Source organism: Arthrobacter hankyongi, assembly GCF_022012395.1.
Taxonomy (GTDB): Bacteria; Actinomycetota; Actinomycetes; order Actinomycetales; family Micrococcaceae; genus Crystallibacter; species Crystallibacter hankyongi.
In genome coordinates, this window is the sequence record NZ_JAKLTQ010000001.1 from 295,464 (window position 1) to 309,928 (window position 14,465).

Genomic DNA, 14,465 nt, shown 5'->3' on the forward strand with positions numbered 1-14,465 from the left:
CGATTTGTATGGTGCTTTTCCGGCCCGCAGACTCAGCGTCGGCCGCTCAGTAGGCGCCGACAGGACGAAGCATGACCTTGACCGTGCGCCACATGATGACCAGATCCCATGTGATGGACCAGTTCTCCACGTAATAGAGGTCCAGCCGCACGCTGTCATCCCAGTCCAGGTCCGACCGTCCGTTGATCTGCCACAGGCCTGTGCAGCCGGGCTTGGCCAGCAGGCGCCGGTGCGTGAAGCCCTCATACGCTTCAACCTCGGAAGACAGCGGCGGCCGCGGCCCCACCAGCGACATGTCCCCCTTGACCACGTTCAGCAGCTGTGGAAGTTCGTCCAGCGAGTACTTGCGGAGCCACCGGCCCACCTTGGTGACCCGGGGATCATTGCGGATCTTGAACAGGACTCCGTTGCCTTCGTTCAGATCCTTTATAGCCGCCAACTGGTCCTCGGCATCGACCACCATGGAGCGGAACTTATACATGCTGAAGTTCCGGCCGTCCTTGCCCACGCGCTGCTGGCGGAACAGCACCGGACCGCTGCTGTCCAGTTTGATCAGGACCGCCAGCGCCGCCAGCAGCGGCGCGAGCACCAGCAGACCGAGCGAGGAACAGGCAACATCCATGACCCGCTTGACCAGGTGCTTTCTGCCCGCGAAGCTCGGCTGCTGGACGTGGATCAGCGGCAGGCCCTCCACCGGGCGGACTTGAATCCGGGGGCCGGCGACGTTTGTCAGCGATGAGGCCATCACCAACTCGGTGGACGTGGCCTCCAGCTGCCAGCCCAGTTCCCGCAGGTACTGGCCGTCGCCCGAGTGCCGTCCTGTCACGATGACTGCGTCGGCACCTACCCGGGCAGCCGCTGAGACGACATTTTCCGGGTTCGCGACCACAGGGATCGCCCGGCCGCACACCGTAAGCGCGTGGTCGCCCTGGGAGGGGTCCAATACGGCACCGACTACCTCGTAAGCGGCGCCGGAGCACTTGTGGATCTGCGCGGAAACGTATTCAACGTCCTTGCGCTGCCCCAGTACCAGCACTCGGGAGAGATAATGACCGTACTTACGCTGCTGGCTCAACCATTGGCGCCAAGCGCAACGTCCTGCCAGCAGGGCCAGTGTTCCTGACGGGAAAGCCCACAGGAAATATCCTTGGACATCATGCCTGCCAAACGCCAGGAATACGAAGGCCAGCGATCCGAACACCGCCGCACTGGCAATGATGACGGCCTTGTATTCAGCTGCACCGACACCAATCAGTTTGGTGTTCCTGGTCCGGAATACCGTTAAGGCTGTGATCCAGGCCAGACCGATGCAGACAGCCGTCGCAATCTGGGACCAGGCATTGCCGCTGCGGTGGACTTCCAGCCAGCTGATGGCTGCCCCCACCACCAACGCATCGGTGACCCACAACTTGTTACGGTATCTGCGCGACCAGGCCCCAGCGCTGGAGGGCAGGCTGGCAGCAACAGCCGTGGTGCCCGCCCCTGCGGATGCCCGCAGTGGCGCGTCTACCGATACAGCTCCCCCAAAATTGCTCACTTCCGGTCCCCTCTATCCACCGGTGCACCGAAACGTTCCTATTCCCGCGTCATCGGGCAGAGGTTTGATGCCACCGCCCAGGAAGTGGAAGGTCCCCAATTCCAGCTGTGCCCCGGTCCCCCATGACGGAGAAGCCACCCAGCTTCCCCCTACCATCCATTGGTCAGACCCTGCGCGGCACGGATCACGTTCACGAGACGTTTACCGCTCCGTTACCGCACTGCAGAAAGCCTAAGAAGAAACGCTAGGGCGCACATGAGTAGGGGGTACGCGAAACGGCCGGGATCAGTACTCAGCGCGGACAAGGGCCACTCAGGGCGGCAATGATGACTTGGCCGGGGTCGGCCGGCTATCAAAGTAGATTCCGGGGCGGCTACCGCGGCACAGGACGCCGCCAAACACTCGGCTGGGCATGAAAAAGGGGCCGACGATGGGATGGGGGTGGCCCAGTCTCAGAGGCCGCCCATCGTCGGCCCCCGCTTAGGGAGCCACAAGTGGCTACAAGAAATAATAGGCTTATGCGGAGGCTTTCGCCAAGGTGGCGCGCCGACGCAGCACCCGGCACAGGCAGGCTATTTGCCTGCCGAATGGAACTTCTGTTGTGCGGTGACCAGTCCGTCTTCGGCCAGGGCCGAGACCGCATCGGCGGCGTCGCCGATCAGGAACGGCAACTCCTTCTTTTCCGTCCCGGAAAAGTCCCGCAGCACATAATCCGCGGTGTCCATCCGGCCCGGCGGCCGGCCCACACCCACGCGGACCCGGTAATAGTCCTTGGTGCCAAGCGCCTTGGAAATGTCGCGAAGCCCGTTGTGGCCGCCCTCGCCGCCACCGATCTTCAGCTTAATCGCGCCAAACGGGATGTCGATCTCGTCGTGGACGGCGACCACGTGGTCAGGGGCGATATCGAAAAACCTGGCCAGCGCCGAGGTGGGGCCGCCGGAAACGTTCATGAAGGACAGCGGCTTGGCCAGCACTACCCGCGGCCCGCCAATGCCGAGGCGGCCTTCGAGGACCTGGGCACGCGCCTTGTGGCTCTTGAAGGAACCGCCGATCCGGGCGGCCAGTTCATCGAGCACCATCTGTCCCACATTGTGCCGGTTATGACTGTAGTCGGGCCCGGGGTTGCCGAGCCCGACTACCAGCCAGGTTTCGCTGCTCACGAAGGTGGATACCGCCGTCGTTACTCGGCGGCGGCTTCGGCCGCGGCAGCCTCGCCCTCGGCAGCCTCGGCCGGGGCTTCGGCGGCCTCGGCGGAAACGGTGGCGATGACGGTATCGGCATCGACCAGCAGGGTGACGCCCTGCGGCAGCACGATGTCGGAGGCGTGGACGTGGGCGCCGGCCTCGCGGCCCTCGACGTTGATGGTCAGCGCGTCGGGCAGGTTGGTGGCATCGGCCTCGACGGAGACCGTGGGGTGCTCCAGGTTGAAGACGGTCCCGGCGGCAATCTCGCCCTCGACGTGGATGTTGACGTCGACGGTGACCTTCTCGCCGCGCTTGACGGTCAGCAGGTCGAGGTGCTCGACGATCTGCAGGACCGGGTCGCGCTGGATGTCCTTGGCCAGGGCCAGGTGCTCTTCGCCCTCCACGTCCAGGGTCAGCAGGGCGTTGGCGGCACGCAGGGCCAGCGTGGTGGCGCGCTTGGGCAGCAGGATGTGGATCGGGTCCGCACCGTGGCCGTAGATGACGGCGGGGATCTGTTCGTTGCGGCGGGCGCGGCGGGCGGCACCCTTGCCGAATTCGGTGCGTACTTCGGCGGCGAGCTTCTGCTCGGACATGTCATTCTCCTTGTGCATGGCTTTTCAGCGGATCGGCAGCGCCAAGTCAAGGAAAATGTCTAGAGAAAACAAATCTTCTAGCCACCGTCGATAACGGACCCGCCGCGCACGTGCGGCGATCCCTCGCCTAGGCATCGCCGTCAAGTCTAGCAGGCCGGTAGTGCCGGGCCGAATCCGGCGCAGTAACAACGGTGCCCGCGGCTGCGGACGGCGTGCCGAGCGGCCCCTCAGCGCCGCCGGAGCCTAGACAGGAACAGGACCAGGACGGCCACGAGCATCAGCATGCCGGTGGCCGTCGCTGCTCCCACCTTGTCGATCGACGACACCGTCAGCACCGGGCTCAGCCGGATCAGTTCCATCCCGCCGTCGGCCTGTTCCGACGGGGGCTCCGCCGGCGCCCGTCCGCTGCCCGCAGCGGGTCCCTCCGCCGGTGGAGCCAGGATCCCGCCGTCGGCGCGGTGTCCGTTTCCGACCACATGGTCCAGGGCCGCACACGCCTCCACTACTGTGTCCTGGTTCAGGGCCACCATGTTCATCAGGCCGGTCTCCCCGCCGGCATCAGGCAGGCAGTCCAGTTCCCGGGGATCGGTCCCCGCCGCGACGCGGACTCGGACGGCAACGAGGTAGTCGTGGCTGTCCATCACGTCGATGGCCCGCCCGGAGGCCAGCCAGGCCAGCGGGAAGCTGCCCGGCTCGGTCCAGCTGCCGGAGAGATTCGACACCGGCAGCATCCAGCGCGCGGAGACAATCTCCACGCCCTTGCCGAACGCCAGCCAGTCGACCAGGCTGTAGCGGCCCGGGGCGACCATCGAGGCGTTCTTGACGCTGATTCCGTAGACCACCTCCCACTGGCTCCCCGCCGTGCCGGGGACCGGAACCGGCGCGCCGGCGTTCTTGCTGACCTCCAGCTGCGGCCCTTTCCAGGTCTCGGTGACGGTGCAGGTGATGTGCTGGCCATAACCCGGGACGACACCGCCATCCTGCTCGATCAGCTCCCCGCTGCCCGAGTCCAGCTGGCAGCTCCATGGCTGGCCGGTGAATTCCGCTGCCCCGGCGAAGGCGGGCACATCGCCCAGCCGGTAGTGGGTACCGGCCTTGACTTCGCGGGACGTTCCGCTGGTGCCCGAGAGGGCCGGCCGGCCGGTGCCTTCGGCGGTGGCCGTCAGCAGCCACTTGCCGGAAACCCGCTGGACCATCTCCGCCGGGGCGAGCCGGTTGATCAGCGTGAGCCGCTGGACGCACTCAATGCTGGTGCGCACGGTCACGCGGGTGATCGCCGTCGTCAGCCGGCGGGTGCCGGTACCTCCGGTCCCGGTGACGGCGCAGCCGGGCGGCAGGTCGACCTTCTCGGCAACGGTCAGGCTGGTTCCCGGCCGGTAGCTTCCGGCTTCCGCATCCCAGGGCGGCTGCAGCCGTTCCGGTGCCGTTCCGCCGGCAGGTTCGACAATGCCGAGGGCCGAGAGCCGGAGCGCGGCGTCAAAGCCCGCCGGCCTGCTGCCGTGCCGGTATTCCGTACCGTTGATGTCCCAGACCTTGTCCACCCAGAGCCGGACCGGCACCGTCCGGCACTCCGTCGCCTGGATCCGGCCGTTGAGCAGGGCGGTACTAGCCAATCCGCCGGAGGGGTCCCCGTCATCCCGGCAGGTCAGCGCGGCTTCCGGGGTGGAGGCCTGGACCGTTACGACGGCGGTGATCCGGTAGGTGTGGACCGTATACGCGCCGGCGCTGTGGCCGATGTCCGTGCCGGCGGCGGCGAGCACCAGGCTGCGTGTCCCCTGTGGGTCCGGCCAGCGGCCCGCAGGCTGGGGCTGCTCCCCCAGCCGGGTCCAGCCCGCCGACACAATGCCGATGCCGGGGCCGAAATCCAAGGTCTCCGTCAGCCCGTAGTGTGCGTCCACCGCCCGGGACGTATTGCTGACCCGGATGTCGTAACTGAGGGTCCAGCGGCCGGCTGCATCCTGCTTGAGCACCGGACTGGACTTGACGACGCTGAGCGGGCCGTCGCGCAGTTCCTCGGAGGCGGTACACACCACCTGCTGGCCCGCTGCCATCGGCTCCAGCGTGTGCCCGCCGCGCAGGGACAGGACGACGCCGCTGTCTTCATCCCGGCAGGTCCAGACCGTGGCTCCGGCCAGGTCGCGGGCGCGGGACCAGTCCGGGTCTACCCGGGCGGACAGGACAGTGGCCTTGCCGGCCGGAACGCTGCCGTAGCCCTGGGCCGGTGCCTTCGGCCCGGGGCCGCCGAGCACGGTCCTGCCGTCCTGCCGCGCCGACAGGGTCCAGTACCGGCCGAAGTCTGCCTTCGGGACGTTGAACTTCTGGACCATGCGAAGCTGTGCCGGCTGGCTGTTGTCCGCCGGATCCGGCCGCCCGTCCGCAGGATCGCTTGCATTGTCCCCGTCCTGGCCGGCATCCGGCCGGTCCGTGCCGGGCCCCGCGGGCCCGGGTGCAGCCGGCTGCGGACGGCCCGTTTGGCCGTTGTCCGACGGCGCGGTCTCGGCATCAGTCTGCTGCGGCAGCGTCGGGCTGGTGCCGGGTTTGGGCGACTCGGAAGATGGAACCGGATCGGAGCCATGGCCGGCCGGCGGATCCGCAGGCACGGTGGGCTCGGGGACGGGCCCTTCCGCAGGTACCGTGCCCGGCCCCGCCGGCTGTGGCACGGTCGGCACGTTCGGAGTGGGCAGGGGCACCGCCGGTGTAACACCGGACTCGGTGGACGTGGTCTGATCCACCACGGACGGTGCCGATACCGTCGGTCCGGGCAGCTGTTGGGCCGACGCCACGCCGGGAGTTCCGGCGGCGATGATAGCCGCAGCCGCCAGCGCCAAGCTGAACCGGGTCCAGCGGCGCCGACGCGGCACGTCGGGAATATTCATGATGGAGGCCCCCAACCTCGGCGGCTGCCTCGGGTTCACCTTGGCTTGGCTTGACAACCGGTGAAAGTGGTGCAGCTGCAGCGCTGCACGCCAGCAGGTGCACCCCCGGGCACCTCGTGCGAGTTCAACAATGTGCTCTACCGCAGAGAAGCTGCTCCACTGCAGAGCATTTTCAAACCTATCAACTACCGGCATCCATGACCATAGCGACAGTCCCGGGACCGGAATTATCTCTGAGGGTGCGGCTGGTTAAACGCCCCGGGCCCGGACGAAACGTCCGGACCCGGGTGCGGTAAGGCGGGACCCCGGAAGGGAGCACCCAGGGATCCCCGCGTTGAGCCTGCGAAACGTGGGGCATGGCGTCGTGCCTTCCCACCGCTCGCTTCGCTCGCGGCGGAAACCTCGACCTTAGCTGCGGCCGTCGAAGAGGCTCGTCACCGAGCCGTCCTCAAACACTTCGCGGATCGCGCGGGCAATCAGCGGGGCAATGGACAGCACGGTCAGCTGCGGGAACTGCTTCTCCGGCGGGATCGGCAGGGTGTTGGTCACCACCACCTCGCGCGCGCCGCTCTCGGCCAGCCGGCGGGCCGCCGGATCCGAGAACACGGCGTGGGTGGACGCAATAATGACATCCTTGGCACCGGCGTTCTTGAGCACCTTGACGGCCCCGGCAATGGTCCCGCCGGTGTCGATCATGTCGTCGATCAGCACGCAGTCGCGGCCCTCGATCTGGCCGACCACCTGCTTGGCCACCGCCTGGTTGGGCACGTTCACGTCCCGGGACTTGTGCACGAATGCCAGCGGGGCGCCGCCGAGACGCTCGGCCCACTGCTCGGCCACCCGCACCCGGCCCGTATCCGGGGACACCACCGTGACGTTGTCCAGGTCCACCCGGGTGCGGACGTAGTCCGCCAGCAGCGGGATGGCCATCAGGTGGTCCACCGGGCCGTCGAAGAAGCCTTGGATCTGCGCGGTGTGCAGGTCCACGGAGATCAGCCGGTCGGCACCCGCGGTCTTGTACAGGTCGGCCACCAGGCGGGCGGAGATCGGCTCGCGGCCGCGGTGCTTCTTGTCCTGGCGCGCATACGGGTAGAACGGTGCCACCACGGTGATGCGCTTGGCCGAGGCACGCTTCATCGTGTCGATCATGATCAGGTGTTCCATGAGCCACTCGTTGATCGGTGCCGGATGGGCCTGGATCACGAAGGCATCGGTGCCACGCACGCTTTCCTCAAAGCGCACGTAGATCTCGCCGTTGGCGAAATCGTAGGCGGAGGTCGGCAGCAGCTCGATATCCAGCTCCTTGGCGATTTCCTTGGCCAGTTCCGGGTGGGCCCGCCCGGAGGCCAGAACCAGGGTTTTTTCGCCTTGGGCCGTGATTGTGCTCATGAATGATCACTTTCTTCTGTGGTGGGGGTGGGTCGGGAAGTCTGCGGGGTCTCGACGTCAGGATCGGGAGATTCCACCGGCGTGGCGGGTCCGGTCTCCACGGGTCCGCGCTCGACCGGGCCGGCCAGCGAGGCCGCAGCCGCGGCCCGGGCAGCGGCGGTACCGGCGCGGTTGGCCAGTACCCAACCGTCGATGTTGCGCTGGGGCGCGATGTTGAGGGCGAGCGCCCCGGCGGGCACGTCCTTGCGGATGACGGTACCGGCACCGGAATACACGCCGTCCCCCACCGTCACCGGCGCGACGAAGACGGTGTTCGAACCGGTGCGCACGTTCGAGCCGATGACGGTGCGGTGCTTGTTCACGCCGTCGTAGTTGGCGGTGATGTTGCCGCAGCCGATGTTGGAGTCCTCGCCGACCTCGGCATCCCCCACATACGACAGGTGCGGGACCTTGGAACCGTTGCCGATAGTGGCGTTCTTGGTTTCCACGAAGGCGCCGATCTTGCCCCGGTCGCCCAGCACCGTCCCGGGCCGCAGGTAGGTGAACGGGCCCACGGTGGCACCCGGGCCGATCACGGATTCGGAACCATGGGTCCGGACGACGCTGGCTCCCTCACCGACAACCACATCGGTGAGCGTGGTGTCCGGGCCGACGACGGCGCCGGTGCCCACCTGGGTGGCGCCGTGCAGCTGGGTGCCGGGCAGGATGGTGACGTCCGTACCGAAGCTGACGGTCGAATCGATCCAGGTGGTGGCCGGATCCACGATGGTCACGCCGGCGCGCATCACGGCGTCGAGGATGCGGCGGTTGTGCTCGGCGCCCAGCGCCGCCAGCTGCACACGGTCGTTCGCGCCTTCGACCTGCCAGCGGTCCGCGGTGGCAACCGCGGCCACCCGGCCGCCGCCGTCGTTCGCGATCGCCAGCACATCGGTGAGGTATTTCTCGCCCTGGGCGTTGTCGGTGGTGATCTGCTTGAGCGCATCGCGCAGCACTGCGGCATCGAAGGCATAGATGCCGGAGTTGATTTCGCGGATGGCCCGCTGCTCCTCGGTGGCGTCCTTGTGCTCGACGATGCCGCGCACGCTGCCGTCCGCGGCGCGCACGATCCGGCCGTAGCCGGACGCGTCCTCCAGCACGGCCGTCAGCACGGTCACCGCGTTGCCGCCGGCCGTGTGCTCAGCCACCAGCTCGCGCAGCAGGTCCGTGGTCAACAGCGGCACGTCGCCGTAGGTGACCACTACTGTCCCGTCCACCCGTCCGGCGCCCGCGCGTTCGCCGTCGGCGTCCAACGCCTCGAGCGCTGCTTCCACGGCGCGGCCGGTGCCCGGAACCTCGTCCTGGTCCACGATCACGGCCTGCGGATCCAGCTCGGCAATATGGGCCGCTACCCTCTCCCGTTCATGACGGACGACGGCGGCAAGCACCTGCGGCTCCAGCCCCCGGGCCGCTGCCAGTGAATGGCCGACCATGGAGATGCCGCCGATGGTGTGCAGGATTTTGGGCTTCTCGGACTTCATCCTGGTCCCGGCTCCGGCGGCCAGGACGATGACCGCGGCCGGTGCCGTGCTGCTTGGACTGACGTCGTCGGGGCTCACTAAGTGGCACTCCTCTACCCGGACTGGATCCGTTTCGAGCGAAAGCATGGCTCACGCAATGTTATTGTCCGCGGAACACCGCCTCCGCTGGCCTGAACGGTTGGCCGGCGACCGCCGTTCCGCCCCTAGGATTCGAACCTAGACTCCGAGGCTCCAAAGGCCTGGGTGCTGCCATTACACCAGGGCGGAGAGTGCCGCCGGCCCGCCCCTGAGGGTGACCGGAGGGCACAAGCCTCTATTTTGCCACGTTCTGGAACTGCTGTGCGACACCGGCGCCTGACCGACGGCGAACGCCGTGTCCGCAGAGGTGCACTTGATAGCCTCGGAGGGTGCCTGATGTCCTGACCCTCTCCGCCCTGGTGATCCGCGACGACAGCAACCGGCTGCTGCTGGTGCGCAAACGGGGCACCAGCAAATTCATGCAGCCCGGCGGCAAGCTGGAGCCGGGCGAGAGCTTCGCGGCTGCGGCCGTCCGGGAGCTGGAAGAGGAACTGGGGATCCGGGTCCACGAATCGGAACTGCTGGATCTGGGCCGCTGGTACGGGCCTGCCGCCAACGAGGCCGCGACCTACATTGACGCCGGGCTGTTCGCCTGCAGTATCGGCCAGGACCCAGTGCCGGCAGCTGAAATCGAGGAAATCCTGTGGCTCAGCCTTGAGGACGCCGGAGGCCGGGACGACCTGGCCCCGCTGCTGACCGACCATGTGATTCCGCTGATCACCGGTGGGGCGGGGGCAGCGATGGCAGGCTGAACGTGCCAGGTTCCACGTCGACGGCCGCAAGGTGTGGGATGATTCACAGCGGGTCCTCCACTCAGCCTTCCCGGCCCGCACAGGCCAGCCTGTCGGCCGGAAACCGCACGGAGCATGGGAGGTTTGTGATGACGGATGGTTCCACCGCACGCCGACGGCCAGCCAGGCAGGTAGCAGCTGCTGCGGCCTTGGCCATGGTCCTGCTGGGAGTGCCGTTCGCGCTGGCAGCGGCTGACCGGGAAGCGCCGGCTGCTGTTTCCACTCCCGCCGCCGTTGCGGCCGAGGCACTGGTGGTCGCACCAGGGGGATCCGACGACGCCGCCGGGTCCGCTGCGGCCCCGCTGAAGACCGTCGGCGCCGCCGTGGACCGGGCCGTTTCCGGCCAGACCATCCTGCTTCGGGCCGGAAGCTACCACGAATCCGTGACCATTCCGCCAGGCAAACAGCTCAGCATCCGCTCCTACCCCGGGGAAAAAGCCTGGTTCGATGGAAGCGTGCCGGTCACGGATTTTGCCAGCCAGGGATCCACCTACGTGGCCGAAGGCTGGACGGCGGAATTCGATGCGAGCCCGACCTATACCAAGGGGGCCCCCGATGGAACATCTCCCGGTTGGCAGTTCGTCAACGAAGAGCACCCCATGGCCGCCCACCCAGACCAGGTCTGGATCGACGGTGAGCCCCAGCAGCAGGTCGGCAGCCTGTCGGAAGTCAAGGCGGGCACCTTCTACGTGGACTACGCCGGCGACCGCCTCTTCCTCGGGTCCAACCCGGAGGGCCGATCCGTGCGCGCCAGTGCCTTGGACAAGGCCCTGAGCATCCTGGCCGCCGATTCGGAAGTAGCCGGCATTGGCATCCGCCGCTACGCGACCTCGGTGCCGCAGATGGGCACCGTCACTGTGGAAGCGCCGGGGGTCCTCCTCAAGGATGTGGCCATCACCGACAACGCGACCACAGGACTGTTCGTCGGCGCCACCACCGCCACGCTGCGGAACGTAGACGCATCCCGCAACGGCATGCTGGGTGCGGCCGCGACCTATGCGGACGGCCTGCGGATCGGCAGGCTGCTGGCGCAGCACAACAACACCGAGCATTTCAACACCGCGCCGGTCTCCGGCGGGATGAAAGTGGACAGGACACGCGGGGTCGCCATCGACAGTTCGGTGTTCAGCGGCAATGACGGCCCCGGTCTGTGGGCCGACGAGTCCGTCTATGACGTCGTCGTCCGCGGCAGCCGGATGCTGGGCAACAGCAGGCACGGCCTGTCCCTCGAACTCTCGGCGAAGGCCGTGGTCGTCAATAACATCATTGCGGGCAACGCAGGCCATGGCTTGAAGGTCAACAACACCAGCCAGGTGCAGATCTGGAACAACACGTTCAGCGGCAACGGCCGGGCCATCAACATCCTCCAGGACAGCAGGCGGGCCAGCGACCGGGGCACCCCGGGGCACGACCCGCGCCAGCCTTTTCCCGATCCCACGATGTCGTGGATCAACGGTCCGGTCACCGTCCGCAACAACGTCATCGCCAACCCACGGGCGGGCGCCGACTGCCTGCTGTGCGTAGAGGACTACTCCGGAACCTACAGCGCCGAAGAACTGAAGATCACGGCCTTGGGCAATGTCTACCATCAGACGGTGGCAGACCAACCGGCCGTCATCTGGGCCCAGGCCTCCGGCCGGCCTGTCCTGTTTGCCACCCCCGACGATTTTGCCGCGGAAACAGGCCAGGAAAGGCAGCACCTGGCCCTCCGCGGAGCGGATCCGCTGCTCGACGGCTACCGTCCGGCGGCCGTCATCGGCGGCAGCGCGGACGCCGTCGCCCAGCCTCTGCCGGCTTATCTGGCGCAGCTGGCCGGTCAGCCGGCCGGCACGCGCTCGCTCGGCGCCTTCGCCGCGGAACCGGACGGTCCGTAGGCCGCAGCCGGGAAAGGCCCGGGTGATGTGCTGGCCCTTTCCAGCAGCACGGACAAGGTGAAGAAGACCACGAAATCCACGCTGGCATCCACCAGGCCGTTCTCGGTCACGCTGCGGATCAGGATGAACAGCAAGGCTGCGTTGGTAAAACGGCCCAGGCGGGGCGTGCGCAGGCTGTCCCAGACAGTCCGCGCGGTCCACACCGCCAGCAGCACCAGCCCGACCACACCGGCCTGGGCCAGGGTGGAGATCCAGCTGGAATCAAAAACCTGCTTGTCCCAGTACTGTCCGACCACTGCGATCTGCTTGACCGAAAGCCCGGCACCCAGCCATCGTTGCAGGGTGTCGAAGGGAATGGCCAGCACCGCTTCCCAGCTGATGGTCCGCGAGTTCAGCGTGACCAGCGAAGCGCTGTCCGCCCGGTTCAGGATGTTGCTCAGCGTAGTCGTGTAGGCCGCCACCGCGAATATCACTGGCACGGCAACGAGAACCGCCGCGGCGACCTGCACGGGCGGTCGGCGCATGTGCAGCAGGACCATCACGATGGCTGCAGCCAGTGCGAAGATCGCGGTCCTGGAACCGGTGGCTAGCACTAGGCCCGCGAGTCCCGCGGAAACGGCCAGCAGCCTGACCCCCGAGCGGCCGTGGACCGCCTCGTGCAGGATCCCCAACGCAGGCAGGCCGCAGAGCAGCGCGATGTCGTTCGGCGTCAGCGGCGGTATGCCTCCGCCCAGCCGTCCCCCGGACAGCATCTCCCCCATACCGGTGACCGCGCTGACCGCCCCCACCACTGCCATGGCCGCCAAAAGTGTCTTCAGCACCACCTTGGGCGGGCATGCCCGCAGCACCATCACGACCGTAGCGGTCAACAGCAGGATGCGGACCGCCAGCACCACGGACGCCACCGTGTTCCCCTGGGCGTAGGCGCCGACCACCGACACCGTGACGATGAACAGCAGCAGGCCCAGTGTCCGGCCGCCCAGCGGCTGCCGTATCGGGGTGCGGACAAGCATGACGGCGGCGATCAGCAAGGCCACGCACTGAATCAGCGCCTTGGCGACCACTACCGGGTCGGCACCACCTTCGTAGATCACCCCCTGCCGCCAGGCCACCAGGCTGGTGACGGCGAGCAGCCAGACGATGAAGGGGACGGCTGGGGCGTCCGGCCGGCGGCCGAACGCCTTAGCCATTAACGTCGATGCTCTGGGCCAGCACGTGCCGTCCGGCCGCGGTCTCCATCGGCTGGACTGCCAGCACTGCCGACGGCCGCCTGTGTGCCGGAACCCCGACCATGACTACTGCCTGCGGCGCATGGCCCGTCGCAGCCAGTTCCGCGAACATCCGGCGCAGCTCGTCCCGCTTGGTCTTGCCGTACCGGCAGATGACCAGTGTGTAGTCGGCATAGGGAGCCAGCTGGTTTACGTTCAAGGGCCGCGAGGTGCCCGAACTTTCGACCAGCGTCATGTCGAAGCGCGCCTTGAGCTCGTCCAGCACCGGCGCTGCCTGTCGCGCAATCTCAAAACCGCGTTCGGTCTCGTCCAGGCCACCTGCCGGAATGTACGAGACCGGACCGGACCCGGCGGTCCTGATGACGGAGGCCAGGTTCTTCCCGCCGGCCAGTGCCTGGGTCAGACCCGGACCGGGATCCCCTCCGAAAGCCGGCGACAACGCCGCATCCGCTTCCAGCACGCAGACGTGCTTGCCCAGCTCCGCAGCCATCAGGGCAAAATTCCCTCGCTGGAATCCTCCGGCAGCCGTCTGGGAAGCGGGCACCAGCAACAGCAGCGGCGGCAAGGTCCCCCGTCCGGCTAGGAGGATGTTGGTAAGCAGTTCGCGGTGCGCCAGCCAATGTTTGGAATTCCGTCCCCACTCCGCCGGTTTCCCGGCCCGGGCCGTGTGCCGGGGTAGCTGGCCCACAACGACTACACCCACTGCCGCCTCGACGTCCCTGCTCGTCCGCAGCCTGGAATCCAGGCGGAAGGCCGCAATGGCGAAGAGCAGTCCGGCGGATAGTCCGATCAATCCGCCCAATGCCACATTGAGTGAGGTCCGCGGCGACGACGGAGCGGCCGGCACTGAGGCGGGCACTGTTAATTCCGGACTCACGGTCACACCGCTGCCGCCGGAGGTGTTCTCCAATCGCCGGATTTGCCTGCCCAAATGCTCCGCCACAGCGTTCGCTATATCGGAGGCGGCCTGCGGCTCCCCCGACTGGGCAGTGACGTTGAGGAAAACTGTATCCAGAGGATTGTCCGCCGCAACGCTGCCCCTCAGCTCGCCGAGGCCCAGTCCAAGGTCCAGTTCCCGGATGACCGGCTCCAGCACCTCCGGGCTCTTGACCAGGCTTGGATACGATTTGACCCGCTGCAGGCTGAACTGGGATCTCTCATAGGCCGACCCCGAGCCCGTTTCGACCTTCACGAACAAGGTGGCGTGTGCCTCATACACTTGCGGCATGGCCTTGCTGACAGCCAAGGCGCCACCGACCCCGACCAACGCGAGGACAAGGATGATCGCCCAGCGGCTCGCAAAGGCCCGGGCGTAGTCACGCAAATCCATTGATCCAACCTTTCCAGTGCCCCAAACCGGAGGTGTACACAACATAGCACCCCGGCGCATCGGCGAT

10 protein-coding genes and 1 tRNA gene are annotated in these 14,465 nt (G+C 67.3%); 2 read left to right on the forward strand and 9 right to left on the reverse strand.

The features are described from left to right. Nucleotides 1–46: 46 nt before the first annotated feature. The 7 genes from LVY72_RS01305 to LVY72_RS01335 form a co-directional block, all read right to left on the reverse strand. Nucleotides 47–1,408 (reverse strand): sugar transferase, encoded by a 1,362-nt coding sequence (locus tag LVY72_RS01305; RefSeq protein ID WP_237817645.1) that lies wholly within the window; start codon nt 1,406–1,408, stop codon nt 47–49. 701 nt (nt 1,409–2,109) lie between these two features. Continuing rightward, nucleotides 2,110–2,697 (reverse strand): aminoacyl-tRNA hydrolase, encoded by a 588-nt coding sequence (gene pth / locus LVY72_RS01310; protein WP_237817646.1) that lies wholly within the window; start codon nt 2,695–2,697, stop codon nt 2,110–2,112. A gap of 20 nt (nt 2,698–2,717) precedes the next feature. Next, complete coding sequence (locus tag LVY72_RS01315) at nt 2,718–3,314, reverse strand: 50S ribosomal protein L25/general stress protein Ctc (protein WP_237817647.1); 597 nt, start codon at nt 3,312–3,314, stop codon at nt 2,718–2,720. 227 nt (nt 3,315–3,541) lie between these two features. After that, nucleotides 3,542–6,190: a hypothetical protein gene (locus LVY72_RS01320; RefSeq protein WP_237817648.1), complete on the reverse strand. Its 2,649-nt coding sequence runs from the start codon at nt 6,188–6,190 to the stop codon at nt 3,542–3,544. 408 nt (nt 6,191–6,598) lie between these two features. Then, entirely contained in the window at nt 6,599–7,579 is a 981-nt protein-coding gene (locus LVY72_RS01325; RefSeq protein WP_237817649.1) for a ribose-phosphate diphosphokinase, read from the reverse strand. Then, nucleotides 7,576–9,096 carry a bifunctional UDP-N-acetylglucosamine diphosphorylase/glucosamine-1-phosphate N-acetyltransferase GlmU gene (gene glmU, locus LVY72_RS01330; RefSeq protein ID WP_237818150.1) on the reverse strand — a complete coding sequence of 507 codons (1,521 nt, stop codon included), beginning with the start codon at nt 9,094–9,096 and terminating at the stop codon, nt 7,576–7,578. The genes LVY72_RS01325 and glmU overlap by 4 nt, the downstream gene beginning before the upstream one ends. A 195-nt stretch (nt 9,097–9,291) precedes the next feature. Then, nucleotides 9,292–9,363, reverse strand: a tRNA-Gln gene (locus tag LVY72_RS01335). Between the two features lie 140 nt (nt 9,364–9,503). Here LVY72_RS01335 and LVY72_RS01340 point away from each other — a divergent pair. Next, nucleotides 9,504–9,926, forward strand: a complete 423-nt coding sequence (locus LVY72_RS01340) for an NUDIX hydrolase (RefSeq protein WP_237817650.1) — start codon at nt 9,504–9,506, stop codon at nt 9,924–9,926. 128 nt (nt 9,927–10,054) lie between these two features. Further along, a complete protein-coding gene (locus LVY72_RS01345; protein ID WP_237817651.1) occupies nt 10,055–11,839 on the forward strand; it encodes a right-handed parallel beta-helix repeat-containing protein in 1,785 nt (594 codons plus the stop codon). On the opposite strand, the gene LVY72_RS01350 is transcribed toward LVY72_RS01345, so the two are convergent. Both LVY72_RS01350 and LVY72_RS01355 read right to left on the reverse strand, forming a co-directional pair. Continuing rightward, a complete protein-coding gene (locus LVY72_RS01350) occupies nt 11,782–13,029 on the reverse strand; it encodes an O-antigen ligase family protein (protein ID WP_237817652.1) in 1,248 nt (415 codons plus the stop codon). The genes LVY72_RS01345 and LVY72_RS01350 overlap by 58 nt on opposite strands. Further along, a complete protein-coding gene (locus tag LVY72_RS01355) occupies nt 13,022–14,398 on the reverse strand; it encodes a Wzz/FepE/Etk N-terminal domain-containing protein (protein ID WP_237817653.1) in 1,377 nt (458 codons plus the stop codon). Before LVY72_RS01355 ends, LVY72_RS01350 begins: the two co-directional genes overlap by 8 nt. Nucleotides 14,399–14,465: the final 67 nt, after the last annotated feature.

Coding starts and splice junctions, on each gene's coding strand:
- LVY72_RS01315 (WP_237817647.1), bottom strand. CDS start 3,314: ATGTCCGAGCAGAAGCTCGCCGCCGAAGTACGCACCGAATTCGGCAAG.
- LVY72_RS01320 (WP_237817648.1), bottom strand. CDS start 6,190: ATGAATATTCCCGACGTGCCGCGTCGGCGCCGCTGGACCCGGTTCAGC.
- LVY72_RS01325 (WP_237817649.1), bottom strand. CDS start 7,579: ATGAGCACAATCACGGCCCAAGGCGAAAAAACCCTGGTTCTGGCCTCC.
- glmU (WP_237818150.1), bottom strand. CDS start 9,096: ATGAAGTCCGAGAAGCCCAAAATCCTGCACACCATCGGCGGCATCTCC.
- LVY72_RS01345 (WP_237817651.1), top strand. CDS start 10,055: ATGACGGATGGTTCCACCGCACGCCGACGGCCAGCCAGGCAGGTAGCA.
- LVY72_RS01350 (WP_237817652.1), bottom strand. CDS start 13,029: ATGGCTAAGGCGTTCGGCCGCCGGCCGGACGCCCCAGCCGTCCCCTTC.
- LVY72_RS01355 (WP_237817653.1), bottom strand. CDS start 14,398: ATGGATTTGCGTGACTACGCCCGGGCCTTTGCGAGCCGCTGGGCGATC.